Consider the following 14,347-nt stretch of genomic DNA (forward strand, 5'->3'; position numbering starts at 1 on the left):
TCGCCGAGAAGTGAAGCGCGGGGCGCTGTCGCGTCGTGTGCACGACCGGCGACAGGAGCGGCGATGCCCGACCCGCAGGATCAACCGGCCTCCGCCACAACCGTCCTGCACGTGGGCGGGCAACTGCGCGCCAGCTCCCACGGGATACTGACCAACGGTTTGCGCCACCGGCCCGGCGTCATCGCTGTCGACCCCAATCCGGTCGCCCAAACCGCCACTGTCACCTACGACCCCACCCGAACATCGGTCGCCGACCTGCGCACCTGGGTCCGCGACTGTGGCTATCACTGCGCGGGGCGCTCGGTCCCGACCCACGTCTGCGACCCGGCGAGCGAGCCGACCACCCGCACACGGCCCACCACGTACGGTGCCGAATCCGCCACCGCACCCGAGCAGTCCACCGATTCCGTGGTCGGCCACGCGCCGCCTGCGATGCCACCGCATGGCGAGTCCCCGAGTCATCGCGCGCCGACGCGGGATCAGCCCCGAGCCGAGCACGGGGGTGGGCACACACACGGCGGGCACGCGTCGATGTCGATGGACGACATGGCTCGCGACATGCGGAACCGGTTCCTCGTCGCGCTGGTCTTCTCCACCCTGGTGATGCTCTGGTCGCCGATGGCCACCCACATGCTCGGCCTGCACCTGCCCGTCCCGTTCGGGATGCGCGCCGACCTCTGGATGCTCGTCCTGAGCTTGCCGGTGATCTTCTACTCCTCGACGATCTTCTTCACCGGGGCGTGGGCGGCATTGAAGGCCCACACCCTCGACATGATGGTGCTGGTCTCGGTGGGTATCGGGACGGGATGGCTGTATTCGCTGTATGTGACGTACACCGGCGGCGGTGAGGTGTTCTACGAAGCCTCTACGATGCTGGCGACGTTCGTGCTGCTGGGTCACTGGTTCGAGATGCGGGCGCGCAGCGGTGCCGGGGACGCGGTGACGAGTCTGCTGGATCTGTCGCCGCCGAAAGCCGTTGTGCTGCGCGGCGGTCAGGAAGTGCGGGTGCCGACCGCCGACGTGCGGGTGGGTGAGGTGCTGCTGGTGCGGCCCGGCGCGAAGATCGCCGTCGACGGCATCGTGGTGGACGGGTCGAGCGAGGTCGACGAGTCGATGGTGACCGGTGAGAGCATGCCGGTGCCCAAACAGCCGGGTTCGGCGGTGATCGGCGCGACCATCAACACCACCGGCAGCCTGCGAGTGCGGGCCACCAAAGTCGGGTCCGACACCGCTCTGGCTCAGATCGTCGAATTGGTGCAGCAGGCACAGAATTCGAAGGCTCCGGGTCAGCGGCTGGCCGATCGGGCCGCGTTCTGGCTCACCCTGGTCGCGCTGCTGGGCAGCCTGACCACCCTGGCGGTGTGGTTGCTCGTCGGGGCTTCGCTGAGCACAGCACTGTTGTTCGCGATCACCGTGGTGGTGGTGACCTGTCCGGACGCGCTCGGTTTGGCGACACCCACGGCGATCATGGTCGGTACCGGTCTCGGCGCCACACGTGGTGTGCTGTTCAAGAACGCGACGGCGCTGGAGGACGCGGCGCGCATCGACGTGGTGGTGATGGACAAGACCGGCACCCTCACCAAGGGCGCACCCGAAGTCACCGACGTGATCACCGCGCCCGGCGTGGACACCGACCGGGTGCTGGCACTGGCCGCGGCGGTGGAACTCGAATCCGAGCATCCCCTCGCGGAGGCCATCGTCGACTACGCGAAAGCCCATGGTGCGGACACCCTTTCGGCCACCGAGTTCCAGAATGTGGCCGGCCGCGGCGCGACGGCCACGGTCGACGGGCAGCACGTGATCGTGGGCAACCGCGGACTGCTCGACGCCGACCACATCGAGCTGGGCGAGTTGGCGAAACACCGTGACGAGCTGGCGGCTTCGGGCCACACCGCCGTCCTGGTCGCCGTCGACGGTCACGCGCACGCGGTGATCGCGCTGGCCGACGCACCACGCCCGACCTCGGCCGACGCCGTGCGGGCACTGCACGACCTCGGTGTCGGCGTGGTCATGCTCACCGGTGACAACACGGGCACCGCCGAACGCATCGCCCACGACCTCGGCATCGACACGGTGATCGCCGATGTCCTACCCGAGGACAAGGCCGACCGGATCGCCGATCTGCAACGCACCGGCAAGAAGGTCGCGATGGTCGGCGACGGGGTGAACGACGCGCCCGCCCTGGCCCGCGCCGATCTCGGTATCGCCATCGGCGCCGGCACCGATGTGGCCATCCAAACCGCCGACGTGGTGCTCATGCGCTCGGACCCGTACGCGGTGTCGACGGCCCTGCGTATCGGCCGCGGCACCGTCCACAAGGAACGCCAGAACCTGGGTTGGGCAGTCGGTTACAACGGCATCGCCCTGCCCATCGCGGCCGGTGTCTTCGCCCCGTGGGGTCTGACCATGCGCCCGGAGATCGCCGCGATGGCGATGTCGGGGTCGAGCCTGATCGTCGCTCTCAACGCTTTGCACCTCAAACGCCTTTCGCTGCCCTCCGCGCCCCAGCGCAAGTGAAGGCCGCAACCTCGCGGACGGGCACGGCCGCGCCGGTTGCCCGCAGTGTGCTGCGCTTATACTGTGGGCCACAGCGCAGCTGACCTGCCGTCGATCGGAGAGCGTCACATGGGGTGCTATCAGCGCATCGTCGTGGGAACCAACGGCTCGGAGGCCGCGCAGACGGCGGTAGCGGTGGCGGGGGAGTTCGCGGTGCGCCTCGGTGTCGCGGTCACCGCGGTGAGTGTGTGGAAGGACGCGGGGCGCAAGTCGGCCACCGACGCCGACTGGGCCGAAGCCAACACTCGGGCGGCCGCCGAAGCCCTGCTCGAAGCCGGTGTGGCCGAGGTCGCCCGCACCGAACTCGACGGCACGGCAGGGGCGTTGCTGCTCGAGATCGCCGAACGCGAACCCGGCACGTTGCTCGTGATCGGTGGCGGCAGCCTGGGCAGTTCCAAGGCACGACTGCTCGGCTCGACAGCCAATTACGTCTCCCACCACAGTCAGACCGATGTCGTGTTCACCAACAAGGTCCCCAAACGCTGGACCACCATCGGGCTCACCACCGACGGATCGGCGAGTTCGCTGACCGCGGTCCGTCGCGGCTACGAGCTCGCCCTGGCCCTGAGCGCGCGCCCGTTCCTGGTGACTTCCGCCAAGACCGACGACGACGGTGCCGACATCCTGATCGACGTCGAAGGTCAGATCGCGGTCGAGGACCCGGAACTGTTCGGACGCGACATCCTCACCGGGGTCCCCCCGGCGGAGGCAATCTGCAACTCGGCCTGGAAATACGACCTCGTCGTGATCGGCAACCGTGGAATGAGCGGTCCCGCACGTCTTCTGGGCTCGGTGGCCAACAAGGTGACCCACGACATCGACACCAACTTGCTGCTGGTCAACACCACGCACTGAGTCTCCGGCCGTCGCGCGCTGGAGCCTCGGTAAGGTGTCGGCCGCCAATCAGCTGGTGGACACCACGTTCGTGGCGATCGCCGTTCGAACGGGCGTGGTGAGAGTGCCGAGATTGGTCTTGATCGGGTGTTTGCTCCGGTTTAGCGGGTAACCGCCGAACTTGCCCGGACCGGGGAGTTCGGTCGCCTATGATGACCGTACGCGCGATGTTCGCCACACAACGGAGTGGACGCCGGATGAATGCTGGGATCGAGGCGGCGGGTTTCTTCGGCCTGCTGGACTGGGAGAAGACGACCGGTCTGAGCAAGTTCTGGGTCGACATGATCACCATCCCGATTTTCAGTGCCATGGCCGGTCTGATCACCAACTGGACCGGGGTGATCATGCTGTTCGCGCCGGTGCGGTTCACCGGCTTCTACGTGCCGGGCCTGAAAACGATCTTCCCGCTGCTGCCGCGCAAGGTGCAGATCCTGCCGACCTTCGCCCCCGGCGGCATCCTCGGCTTCCAAGGCTTCATTCCGGCCCGCTCGGAGAAGATGGCGAGCCTGATGGTCGACAACGCGGTCGCCAAGATCGGCACCGCCAAGGATTTCTTCGACCAGATGGATCCGCGCAAGATCTCCGCGCAGGTCGCGCTGGTGGCGATGCCGAACGTGCGCTCGATGGTCGACTCGATCATGGTCACCGAGCATCCGCGCCTGTGGGCCGACATGCCGCCGCGCGCACGCGAAGCCATCTACACGCGGGTCGAGGCCGAGCTGCCCGCGATCACCGATCGCGCGTTCGACTTCATCGGCGAGAACATCGACCAGCTCCTCGACGTGAAGCTGATGGTCGTGGGCTACCTGCGGCGCAGGCCCGAACTGCTCAAGGACGTGATCTACGGGCTCGGCGCCCCGGAATTGCGGTTCATGATCCGCAGTGGGGTGCTGGGATTCCCGTTCGGGGTGATCGTGGCGCTGTGGTTGTCGTTGCTGCACTACAGCACCCCCCACGGTGACACCCCCGCGGTGATCTCGCTGCCCGGCTGGCTCTACGAGATCCTGCATTTCCTGCCCGCGTGGGCATGGGTGCTCGCCGGTGGCGCGACGGTGGGTGTGCTGGTCAACATCATCGCGATCAAGGTGGTGTTCGAGCCCGCCGTGCCGCAGCCGCGCTACCGATATCCGTGGGGGGTCGCGAAATTCGCGAAACGGCAGTACCAGGCGGCAGCGGATCTGGGGCATGCGATCGGGTATCAGATCGTCACCCTCGATGTCGTCACCGAGCAATTGCTCGACGGGCCCAGTGGTGACAAGACGCGTGCGGTCATCGCCCATTTCCTCGAGGCCGAGATCGACCGGATCCTGGGCCCGCTGCGGTCGGTGACCCGGCTCGCGATCGGACCCCGCCATTTCGACGCCATCCAGGCCACCGCGGGCGCGAGCCTGGCCACCGAGATGAAGCCGTGGTTGGTCGAGGACGTGGAGTTCTCTCAGACCACTGCGGCCAGCGTCGACCGGCTCGCCACCGAGAAACTGCGCGAACTTCCACCCGACGAGTTCGTCGAAATGCTCTACACCGCCATCGAACAGGACGCCTGGCTGCTGTATCTGCACGGTGGCGTGCTCGGTGCCTTCATCGGTGCGCTGCACCTGCTGATCTTCGGAGCGTGAGCAATGGAGCCCAACCCTGATCGCGAACCCCGGATCCCGACCGATCTGCTCGGTTTGGCGCGGATCGCGGGATTGTCGTTGCGCCACATCGTCGGCGCGGTGACCAAGGGCGCTGTGCACACCGCCACCGATCTCGTCGACGACCTCCGTTCCGGCGAACCGATATCGCAGATCTTCGACGAGCGCGTGGATCTGTTTCGTCGGGCGGCGTTGAGCGCGCTCGGTCTGACCAGCACCGCCACCGGCGTCTACGGCCCGGTCGAGACCAAGGTCGACGCCGAGGATCTCAAGGCGATGGGCGACGCGATGATCACCGAGGGCTGGGACTCCGCGCAGCAACCGCGTGAGCTGCACCCCTCGTTCGTGCCGATCCTGCACGACCTGACACCCGACGAAGCCCGGATCCTGCGCTTTTTGGCCGTCGCCGGGCCGCAGCCCGCGATCGACATCCGCACCAAGGCGCCGTTCGGGATCGGCTCGCAACGGCTGGCCGACGGCATCAACATGATCGCCGCCATGGCCGGGTGCGCCCTACCCGACCGCGACCACCACTACCTGGGCAACCTCAGTCGCCTCGGACTGGTCCGCTTCTCCACCGAACCGGTCGCCGACTTTCGACGCTACGCGTTCCTGGAAGCACAACCACCGGCGCAGGCGGCCTACAAGTCGGTGAAGATGCGGGCCATCAGCTCCTACCGCAGCATCTACCTGACGGTGTTCGGAAAGCAGTTCTGCGACGCGTGTTTCGTGCTGGGCGACTACACCGGGGGCGGTTGGGCAGGCGATGACCGTGGCGACATCTACCTGGGCAAGGGCCCCCGGCTGCCCTGATCCGTTCAGTCCCGGTTGCGCAGCGCGTCGAGGACTTCGGCGAACATCACGGATTTGATCGCTGTCATCGTGGTCTGGTCCTTGCCGCCCAGCGGCGCTACCAAAGCCAGTGCGGTGTCGAGGACTTCACTTTCCGCGGCGGTGGCGTCGACCAGGTCCAATGCCAGCGCGTCGGGGCCGCCGAAGCGGCGGGCCGTGGTCATGCTGGCGACGGCGGTCTTGGGGGTCGTCTTGGCCTGGATGAGCGCGGCCATGCCGTTGGTGAACGGGATGCGGATGTCGGCCTCGGGGAAACAGAAGTAACCACGGTCGGCGCGCATCACCCGGTAGTCGTGCGCCATCGCCACCATCGCACCCGCACCGAAGGCGTGTCCGCCGATCGCGGCGACCGTCGGCATGGGCAGGGTGAGGACCCGGGCGAACAGGGTGTGCACCGCCGCGACGTATTCGGCGGCCCGGTCACCGTTGGCCGAGAGCCAGTCCAGGTCGAGACCGTTGGAGTAGATCTTGCCGGTCGCGGTGGTCACCAGCGCGGACGCGCCCTCGGCGACGACCGCGTCGAGGTGGGTGTTCATCTCGTCGAGGAAGTCGGGGGAGAAGCGGTTCTCGCCGTCACCGAGGTCGAGCACGGCGATCGAATCGTGGTGGCGCAGTGTGGGCATGGAACTGTTTCCTTTTCAGTGGGGACCGAGGTCGAGGACGGCACGCACGGCAGCACGCAGCTGAGCGCGGGCCAGGGGGTCGGTGAGCCGGTCGCGGCGCAGCAGCAACGCGGTGGGCAGGTCTACCAGGCAGGTGGTGGCGGTGGCGACGCCGCGCCGGTCGGCGCGACCCCACAGGGCGCGCGCGAGCCGGTTGAGCGCGGCGACGAGAGCCTTCTCGGTGTCGGCGATCTCCTGTGCCAGTGCGGGCGCGATGTCGCCGGCGAGCAGTTCGGCGCGGTCGACGATCAGCAGCAGACGCGCGGAGTCGGGATGGTTTTCGGCCAGTCGCGCCGGTGCCTCGGCGGCGTCGAGGACCGCGTCGATGCGGGTCTCGGGGTCGGGCGCGGCGACGGCGCGGTCGATATCGGCCGACTGGAGGGCGAGGAATCGGTGCGCGGCGCGTAACCACGTGCGCGCCAGGACAACCTGGCGGGACTGAAATGTGTGATAGAGCGCGCCATTGGATACTCCGGTTGCGGCGGCGACCGCGCGCACCGTGACAGCGGCGGGTCCGGCGCCGGCTGCCAGCTTCTCGGCGGCGTCCAGCACGGTCTCCGGGTCGTGGGTACGCGGTCTCGGCATGAACAAAAGTTTACAGAGCGTCCGCTCTGCTATTCCATTCGGATGGGCTTTTGGGCCTTTGTGCACGTATTTCGTTCCGCCACTTGGTATTTCGTTGTTCGGTCGGCCCGTTGGAGCACAGCGTAGACAACGTTATGTACGCGCGAGGGCTCGATACGATGGGGTACTGTTCGGATTCTTCGGCCCTGCCCGCACGAACAGAACGGCATCGCGATGTCCCGAGTGGTCACCAAGGAGCAGTACTTCGACACCGCGGTGGCGGTGCTCGCAGAGTTCGGTTTCAAAGGTCTCAACATCGGGGTGCTGTGCCGTCGCCTCGGCGTCACCAGCGGCTCGTTCTATCACCACTTCGGCTCCTGGCAGGGCTTCGTCGACACCCTGCTCGAACACTGGGAGAACCGTCAGATGGTCGAGCTACGCGCGCTCGACGTCGGCCACGGTGACGCCGACGCCGACGTGCGGGCGATGTCGGTGCTCGCCAGCGGACTCGAACACGGCGCCGAAGCCGCGCTGCGCGCCTGGGCGGCCAACGACGAATCGGTACACGTCACCGTCAAGCGGGTCGACGAGTCGCGTCGGCGCACCGTGCACCGTGTCATCGACGGTGTCGTCGACGACACGGCCACCGCCACCGTCGTCACCGAATTCGGCATGGCGATGATCATCGGCTACCAACAGCTCGCCGCCGCGGGCGAATCCACCGAACTCGACCACCTGCTCGCCGAATACGCGCGTCTGATCTACTCCCACCGCGGCTGACGACCACGTCGGTGAGACCTCGTCGGTGAGCTAGCCGAGCAGTTGGTCCACGTAGCACCATCGCCAAGCTTCCCCAGGCTCCACACTGCGCATCACCGGATGCGCCGAGTCCCGGAAATGCGCGCTCGCGTGGTCGCCGATCGAGGACTCGCAGCAGCCGATGTTCCCGCAGGCGGTGCACATTCGCAGATGCACCCAGCGCAGACCCTCGTCCAGACACGTCTGACACACCAGTTCGCCGACGGGCGGCTCCGCCAGTAGCGGCGCGTCGTCCAGATGGGCGCACCCCACCGCACCGGCGGCAGTGGACAGCGGTTCGGCGCGGCGATCGTCGTCGCTCTCGTCGAAACGGTCGATCATCGACTCCTCGAGGTCGAGCCGGGCCAGCACATGTTGGAGGACTTCGTAATCCACCGCCCCCGCGTCGCGAACCTTCAGCACCGCATCGCGTTCGGCGGCCAGCATCGCCAGCCGTAGCCGCCGGTACTCCGCGGTCGGTGTCACCAGTTCGGCCTCCGGGCGGCCCAACCGTTCCCAGGCGGCGTTGGAGCGCCAGATCAGTCGCTGTCGCAGCGATTCGATCACCGGTTCGGGAGTGTCGGGTCCGATGCTGCGGTCGAGTTCGGCCAGACCGGCGGTCGAAGCCTGTTGCAGCAGATCGGCTTTGGCCAGTGCGTCTTCCTCGCGACTGGGTCCGCGCAACCGCAGCAACCGCACCAGCCACGGCAGCGAACTGCCCTGTACCAGCAGCGTGCCGCCGACTACCACCAGGGCGAGCAGTTCCAGCACCGGCAACTGCGGTGTCGATTCGGGCAGCAACAACACCGCCGCCAAAGTCACCACCCCGCGCATGCCCGCCCACGACACCACCGCCGCATGACTCAACGGTTCGGTCGCGCGCCCGAACAGCCTGGCCACCAGCACGGGCGTGAACACCCACACCGGGCGCGCCAGCATCACCGCGGCCAGTACGCCCACCGCCGCGACGACCAGCGTGGCGTGATCCAACCCGCTGTGCCAGGCGGCGTCGACGATCCAGCGCACCTGCAACCCGATGATCAAGAACACCGCGCTCTCCAGAATGAACTGGATGGTGCGCCAATTGGTGGTCTCGGCGACCCGCGAGGCCGCGCCCTGCCACCGTTGCGCGCCGTGGCCCAGGATCATTCCGCACGTCACGACCGCGATCACGCCCGAGGCGTGGAAGTGCTCGGCGGGCAGATACGCCACGAACGGGGCCAGCAGCGACACCGAGGTATCGAGCACCGGGTCGGTGATCCGCCGGCGCAACATCGCCAATGCCGCCGCCACCACGGCCCCGATGACACCACCACCGACGGCCGCGAGCAGGAAATCGCCGCCGATCTGCCACGCGGTCACCGCACCGGCCATCGCCGCGATCGCCGAACGCAACGCCACCAGCGCGGTCGCGTCGTTGAACAGCGACTCGTCCTCGAGCACCGTCACGATGCTGCGCGGCATCCCCGTGCGTCGGGCCACCGCGGTCGCTGCCACCGCGTCCGGGGGAGCGACCACCGCACCCAACGCGACCGCCGCCGCGAACGGCACCGGCAGCAACCACCACACCACCAGCGCCACCGCGAACGTGCTGAACAGCACCAGACCGACCGACAGCGACGCGATGGTGCGCAGGTTGTCCTTGAAATCGACCAGCGAGGTGCGCAGCGCGGCGGTGTAGAGCAGCGGCGGCAGCAACCCCAGCAGCACCACCTCCGGCTCGAGGTGCACCTGCGGCACCATCGGCAGATACGACGCGGCCACCCCGGCCAACGTCAGCACCAGAGGTTCCGACACCCCGAATCGCCGCGCCAGCGCCGCCAGCGCGGTCGCCGAGCCGATGAGGACAACCAGACCGATCGCGACATCCACTCGCGCATTCTCCCACCCACGGACCCATCAGTCCGTCGACGCCGCCCACGACAGCCGCGCCGGTACCGACCGCCACGAAAACAGTTGCGGACGACATCGGTCTGTGGCGCCGACCCCTATCCCGTTTCCGCGTCCTTCGCGAGGTGGTCGACCGAGCCCCACACGCGCAATGCCAGTCGTGGGCCCTCACGCCGCCACTGCGACACCGACGCGTTGGGCACCGGCTCGAGCGAATCCGGTACCGGCGCACCGAGTCCGTCGAGGATGTAGCGCAACGACACCACCACCGCGTCGTGGGTCACCACCAGCACCTGCTCGCCCGCGGCCACCACATCGAGCTCGTCGAGGAAACTGCGCACCCGCAACGCCACATCGGCCAGCGACTCCCCTCCCGGCGGCCGATACACCCAGTTGCCGACCCGTTCACGACGCAGTCCCTCCTCGGGTGCGCGTCGCCGGATCGCCCGATACGGGTGCAGTTCGAACACCCCCATCTCCCGGTCGCGCAACCGTTCGTCGACCAGGGTGCGGATCGGGTGCAGGTGCCGGTTGCGGGTGGCGGCGGCCTCGGCCATCACCGCCCAGGTGACTCTGGTGCGCAGGTAGGGGGAGCAGACCACCAGCGTGGGTCGCTGCGTGCCCGCCAACCCGGCCAGCCAATCGCCGAGACAGTGCGCCTGCCACTGCCCGTGTGCGGTCAGTTCCACCCCGGAATCGGTGCCCTGCATCGGCCGCTGCTCGGTCGCCGGGTCGGAGAACCACACATTGGCCTCACTCTGCGCGTGGCGCACCGCCCACAATCCACCCAGCGCGCGCGGCACCACCAATCCTTCGGGCACCTGCACCCACCCCCTCCGCTGCTCGAACCCCATCGATACCCCTCGTGCTCGTCCCGTCGTGCCCGGACGCGCCAGGGAATAGCGGCCTCGTTGCCGGCGTTACATTCCCCGAATTCGAACGCCTGTCCAGAACTGTCCGGCGGACCACCGCCGCACCCCTCGATGCGCCGCAGGAGGCCCGCTTGTCCACCAGAGTAGAGATCTGGACCGACATCAATTGCCCGTTCTGCTACCTGGGTAAAGCCCGCTTCGAAGAAGCGCTGGCCGGCTTCGCGCACCGGGACGACGTCGAGGTGGTGCACCGGTCCTTCGAGCTCGATCCAACGCTGCCCGCCGGTTCCACGCGCCCGGTCATCCCGGCGATCGCCGAGAAATACGGCATCACCGTCGACCAGGCCGCTGCCAACGAACGCGGCATCGGCGCCCAGGCCGCGGCGATGGGTCTGCCCTACCGAACCGCAGGCCGCGACTCGGGCAACAGCTTCGATATGCACCGGCTCCTGCACTACGCCCTCGACCAGGGCAAGCAGGAAGCCATGCTCGATGCTCTCTACGCAGGCAATTTCGCCGAACCCGAGCCCGTCTTCGGCGACACCGAACGCCTCGTGGCCTTGGCTGTGCGCGCGGGCCTGGACGAGAACTCGGTGCGTGCGCTGCTGGCCGACCCCGACGCCTACGCCGACGCGGTCCGCCGCGACGAAGCCGAGGCCGCCGCCCTCGGTGCCACCGGCGTCCCGTTCTTCGTCTTCGACGGCAAGTACGCGGTCTCCGGCGCCCAGCCCCCCGAAACGTTCACCCGGGCACTGAACACCGCCTGGAACGATCGACCTGCTCCCCAGCTCATCGCCGACGGCGACAGCTGCGGACCTGACGGCTGCGCGGTCCCCACGACCGAGTCCGCGGCGGCCGACTGACCACCGCGGCCCCGCGTTTCGGCGAATCAGGCCAGGTCGATGACGACCTTGATATCGGACCCGCCCGGGTCGAACGCCTCGAGCGCCCTCTCCAGCGGCAGCCGCCGGGTGATGAGGCGTTCGAGCCACGACTCGTCCGCTTTGGCCAGCGCCTCGGCGCCCTGTTCGTAGTGGTGGCGGTTCGCGTTCACCGAACCGAACACCACCGCGTTGTCGAGCACGATGTTGCGGTTCAAACCGCCGACATCGACATCGGTGTCGACACCGGGGGTCGACACCCCGGTCAGGCAGACGATCACGCCGGGGTTGTCGATCTCCATCGCCTGCAACGCCACCGCGGGCGCACCGGTCGCCTCGATCACGATGTCGGGGCTGATCTCTTTCGCGGCGGCGGCCGCCGTCCCCGTGTGGAACGTGCCGCCCAACGCTTTGACCAGCTCTTCTTTCGTCCCGCCGCTGGTCCGGTCGAGGACGTGCACGTCCAGGCCGCGTTGCTGCCCGAGCAGTGCCGCCAGCAGACCGATCGGCCCGGCGCCGGTGACCAGGACGGTGCGCGGATCGAACCAGGCGCGGTTGTTGATCTTCTCGATCTGATCCCAGGCCTTGGCGACCACGGTCGTCGGTTCCAGCAGTACCCCGACCTTCTCCAGGGCCGGATCGAGTCGCACCGCGAAGTCCTCGCGCACCACCCAGGATGTCGACCCGTACCCGTCGATCTCCTTGATCCCGCGCTCGACGTACATCCCGTTGCGGCACATGTCCCATTGGCCGCGCGCGCACGCCCCGCACGGCACCGGATCCGGCCTGCGCACGATCCCGACGACGAGGTCACCGGGGGCGAACGCGCTGCCCGCGGGCGCGGTCTTCACCCGGCCCAGAGATTCGTGCCCGAGCACCATCTGTGACTTGCCCGGTGGCAGCCAGCCGTAGTTGCCCTGCGCGATATCGCGGTCGGTGCCGCAGATGCCCAGCGAGATCCCGTCGACGAGCAGTTCGCCGGGACCGACGACCGGGTCGGGCACATCCTCCACCCGCAACGATTGCTTCTGCATGGGAACCACTGTCAACGCACGCATTTCGGCATCCCTTCCGCCCGGACGGGCCAACGGTCGACGTCTGCACGAACCACATCCACGACACCCGGGGGAGCAACCCCATCGCGAACTCGCCGCGAACACGGACTACCTGCGACAACGGTACGCGAACAACCCATCGCCCGGTCGATACGAGACCATTCGCGAACAATCGGCATCGCCGATGGCAGAACGGCACACTCTTCCATCATCGCGGCACAGGGAACCAGAGTCACCGATCTTGTCCGCTGCCTCGGCTACGGTGGACAGCGCTCGCACCGATCGACCCGTGGCCAGCTGGAGGCGTCTTGCGCATCATCGTCCGGATCATGCTCGTGCTCGCCGCGCTCGTGTGCGCGCTGGCACCGGCCTCGGCCGCACCGTCGGTCGATGACGCTTCCGCACGCAAGATCGACGAACTCCTCACCGTGCGCGCCGAATCGGGCGGTCTGGGCCGTGGCGAACTCCTCGAACGACTCTCCGCGCGGCTGCTCGGCACCCCGTACGGCGCGAACATGCTGATCGGTTCGGCCACCGAGCCCGAACAGCTCGTCGCGGATCTGCGCCGGGTCGACTGCTTCACCTACCTCGACTACATCGATGCCGCCTCCCGCTCCAGCACCCGCGACGAGTTCTTCACCAACCTGGTCGCCACTCGCTACATCGACGGTCGCGTCGAATTCGCCCAGCGCAAGCACTTCTTCACCGACTGGGCCACCCGCGAACGGCTCGCCGCCACCGACATCACCGCGAGCCTGAGCCCCGCCGCGGTGACCACCACCAAGCACCTCAACGCGAAAGCGGACGGCAGCACCTACCTGCCCGGCGTTGCCGTGGTCGACCGTGCCGTCACCCACATTCCCGCGGCCGCCGTCGACGGGACAGTCCAGGCCGCCCTTCGCACCGGCGACTTCCTCGGCGCTTACACCCCCGACGCCGGTCTCGACGTGACCCATGTCGGCATCATCGTCGCGACCCCCACCGGTCCGGTCTTCCGCAACGCCTCCTCGCTCGCGGCGAACAACCAGGTCGTCGACACCCCCTTGACCGAGTATCTCCAGACCGTCCCGGGCGTCGTCGTCCTTCGCCCGCTCTGACCGCCGCAGAGGAATCGCCATGACCACGCTGCCCGACCGCCCGAACACCGCACTGCTCGTCGTCGACGTGCAGAACGGTGTCGTCGACGAAGCACCCCGCCGCGACGAGGTCGTCGCGAACATCAACGCCCTTGTCGACCGGGCCCGCACCGCCGATGTCCCGATCATCTGGATCCAGCACTCCTCCGAGGATTTGGTCGAACACAGCGATCCCTGGCACTACGTTCCCGAACTCACCCGCACCGACACCGAACCGCTGGTGCACAAGCACTACGGGGACTCCTTCGAAGACACCGAGCTCGAGGGACTGCTCGCGGCGGTGGGCGCCGGCCACCTGGTCGTCACGGGCGCGGAATCCGACGCCTGCGTCCGCTCGACCATCCACGGCGCGTTCGTGCGCGGTTACGACGTCACCCTTGTCGCCGACGCCCACACCACCGGCGACAAGACCCGGTGGGGCGCACCGAAACCCGAAGACGTCATCGCCCACACGAACCTGTACTGGCAATTCCAGCAAGCGCCCGGTCGCACCGCGGCCGTGCGCCCGACCGACGAGCTTGACTTCAGGTCGACCTGAACAACCACGGTGGTC

13 protein-coding genes are annotated in these 14,347 nt (G+C 67.9%); 8 read left to right on the forward strand and 5 right to left on the reverse strand.

What is annotated here, in order from left to right:
* The first annotated feature begins 63 nt into the window (after nt 1–63).
* The 4 genes from ACFTS5_RS08980 to ACFTS5_RS08995 all read left to right on the forward strand — a co-directional run bounded on the left by ACFTS5_RS08980 (nt 64) and on the right by ACFTS5_RS08995 (nt 5,897).
* Nucleotides 64–2,517 carry a heavy metal translocating P-type ATPase gene (locus ACFTS5_RS08980; protein ID WP_378629086.1) on the forward strand — a complete coding sequence of 818 codons (2,454 nt, stop codon included), beginning with the start codon at nt 64–66 and terminating at the stop codon, nt 2,515–2,517.
* A 108-nt stretch (nt 2,518–2,625) separates the two neighbouring features.
* The gene (locus ACFTS5_RS08985; protein ID WP_378629087.1) at nt 2,626–3,411 is read left to right on the forward strand and encodes a universal stress protein; all 786 of its coding nucleotides are present in this window, start codon (nt 2,626–2,628) and stop codon (nt 3,409–3,411) included.
* Between the two features lie 236 nt (nt 3,412–3,647).
* On the forward strand, nt 3,648–5,066 hold the full coding sequence (locus tag ACFTS5_RS08990; protein ID WP_378629088.1) for a hypothetical protein: 1,419 nt from the start codon (nt 3,648–3,650) through the stop codon (nt 5,064–5,066).
* A gap of 3 nt (nt 5,067–5,069) precedes the next feature.
* Complete coding sequence (locus ACFTS5_RS08995) at nt 5,070–5,897, forward strand: Abi-alpha family protein (RefSeq protein ID WP_378629089.1); 828 nt, start codon at nt 5,070–5,072, stop codon at nt 5,895–5,897.
* A gap of 5 nt (nt 5,898–5,902) precedes the next feature.
* On the opposite strand, the gene ACFTS5_RS09000 is transcribed toward ACFTS5_RS08995, so the two are convergent.
* Nucleotides 5,903–6,559 carry an enoyl-CoA hydratase-related protein gene (locus ACFTS5_RS09000; protein ID WP_378629090.1) on the reverse strand — a complete coding sequence of 219 codons (657 nt, stop codon included), beginning with the start codon at nt 6,557–6,559 and terminating at the stop codon, nt 5,903–5,905.
* Nucleotides 6,560–6,574: 15 nt separating this feature from the next.
* The gene (locus ACFTS5_RS09005; protein WP_378629091.1) at nt 6,575–7,183 is read right to left on the reverse strand and encodes a TetR family transcriptional regulator; all 609 of its coding nucleotides are present in this window, start codon (nt 7,181–7,183) and stop codon (nt 6,575–6,577) included.
* Between the two features lie 213 nt (nt 7,184–7,396).
* Here ACFTS5_RS09005 and ACFTS5_RS09010 point away from each other — a divergent pair, with 213 nt between their 5' ends.
* A complete protein-coding gene (locus ACFTS5_RS09010) occupies nt 7,397–7,942 on the forward strand; it encodes a TetR/AcrR family transcriptional regulator (protein WP_378629092.1) in 546 nt (181 codons plus the stop codon).
* Nucleotides 7,943–7,972: 30 nt separating this feature from the next.
* On the opposite strand, the gene ACFTS5_RS09015 is transcribed toward ACFTS5_RS09010, so the two are convergent.
* Nucleotides 7,973–9,832, reverse strand: coding sequence for a Na+/H+ antiporter (locus ACFTS5_RS09015; protein WP_378629093.1), 1,860 nt, complete (start codon nt 9,830–9,832; stop codon nt 7,973–7,975).
* A gap of 116 nt (nt 9,833–9,948) precedes the next feature.
* Nucleotides 9,949–10,677 (reverse strand): histidine phosphatase family protein, encoded by a 729-nt coding sequence (locus ACFTS5_RS09020; RefSeq protein ID WP_378629094.1) that lies wholly within the window; start codon nt 10,675–10,677, stop codon nt 9,949–9,951.
* A gap of 176 nt (nt 10,678–10,853) precedes the next feature.
* Between ACFTS5_RS09020 and ACFTS5_RS09025 the strand changes: the two genes are divergently transcribed.
* Nucleotides 10,854–11,585, forward strand: a complete 732-nt coding sequence (locus ACFTS5_RS09025; protein ID WP_378629096.1) for a DsbA family oxidoreductase — start codon at nt 10,854–10,856, stop codon at nt 11,583–11,585.
* 26 nt (nt 11,586–11,611) lie between these two features.
* Here the strand turns inward: ACFTS5_RS09025 and ACFTS5_RS09030 are convergent, their stop codons facing one another.
* The gene (locus ACFTS5_RS09030; protein WP_378629097.1) at nt 11,612–12,637 is read right to left on the reverse strand and encodes a glucose 1-dehydrogenase; all 1,026 of its coding nucleotides are present in this window, start codon (nt 12,635–12,637) and stop codon (nt 11,612–11,614) included.
* 329 nt (nt 12,638–12,966) lie between these two features.
* On the opposite strand from ACFTS5_RS09030, the gene ACFTS5_RS09035 reads away from it, so the two are divergent.
* Both ACFTS5_RS09035 and ACFTS5_RS09040 read left to right on the forward strand, forming a co-directional pair.
* The gene (locus tag ACFTS5_RS09035; protein ID WP_378629098.1) at nt 12,967–13,755 is read left to right on the forward strand and encodes a DUF1460 domain-containing protein; all 789 of its coding nucleotides are present in this window, start codon (nt 12,967–12,969) and stop codon (nt 13,753–13,755) included.
* 19 nt (nt 13,756–13,774) lie between these two features.
* Nucleotides 13,775–14,332: an isochorismatase family protein gene (locus ACFTS5_RS09040; protein WP_378629099.1), complete on the forward strand. Its 558-nt coding sequence runs from the start codon at nt 13,775–13,777 to the stop codon at nt 14,330–14,332.
* Nucleotides 14,333–14,347: the final 15 nt, after the last annotated feature.

This window comes from Nocardia sp. NPDC056952 (assembly GCF_042674185.1).
Taxonomy (GTDB): domain Bacteria; phylum Actinomycetota; class Actinomycetes; order Mycobacteriales; family Mycobacteriaceae; genus Nocardia.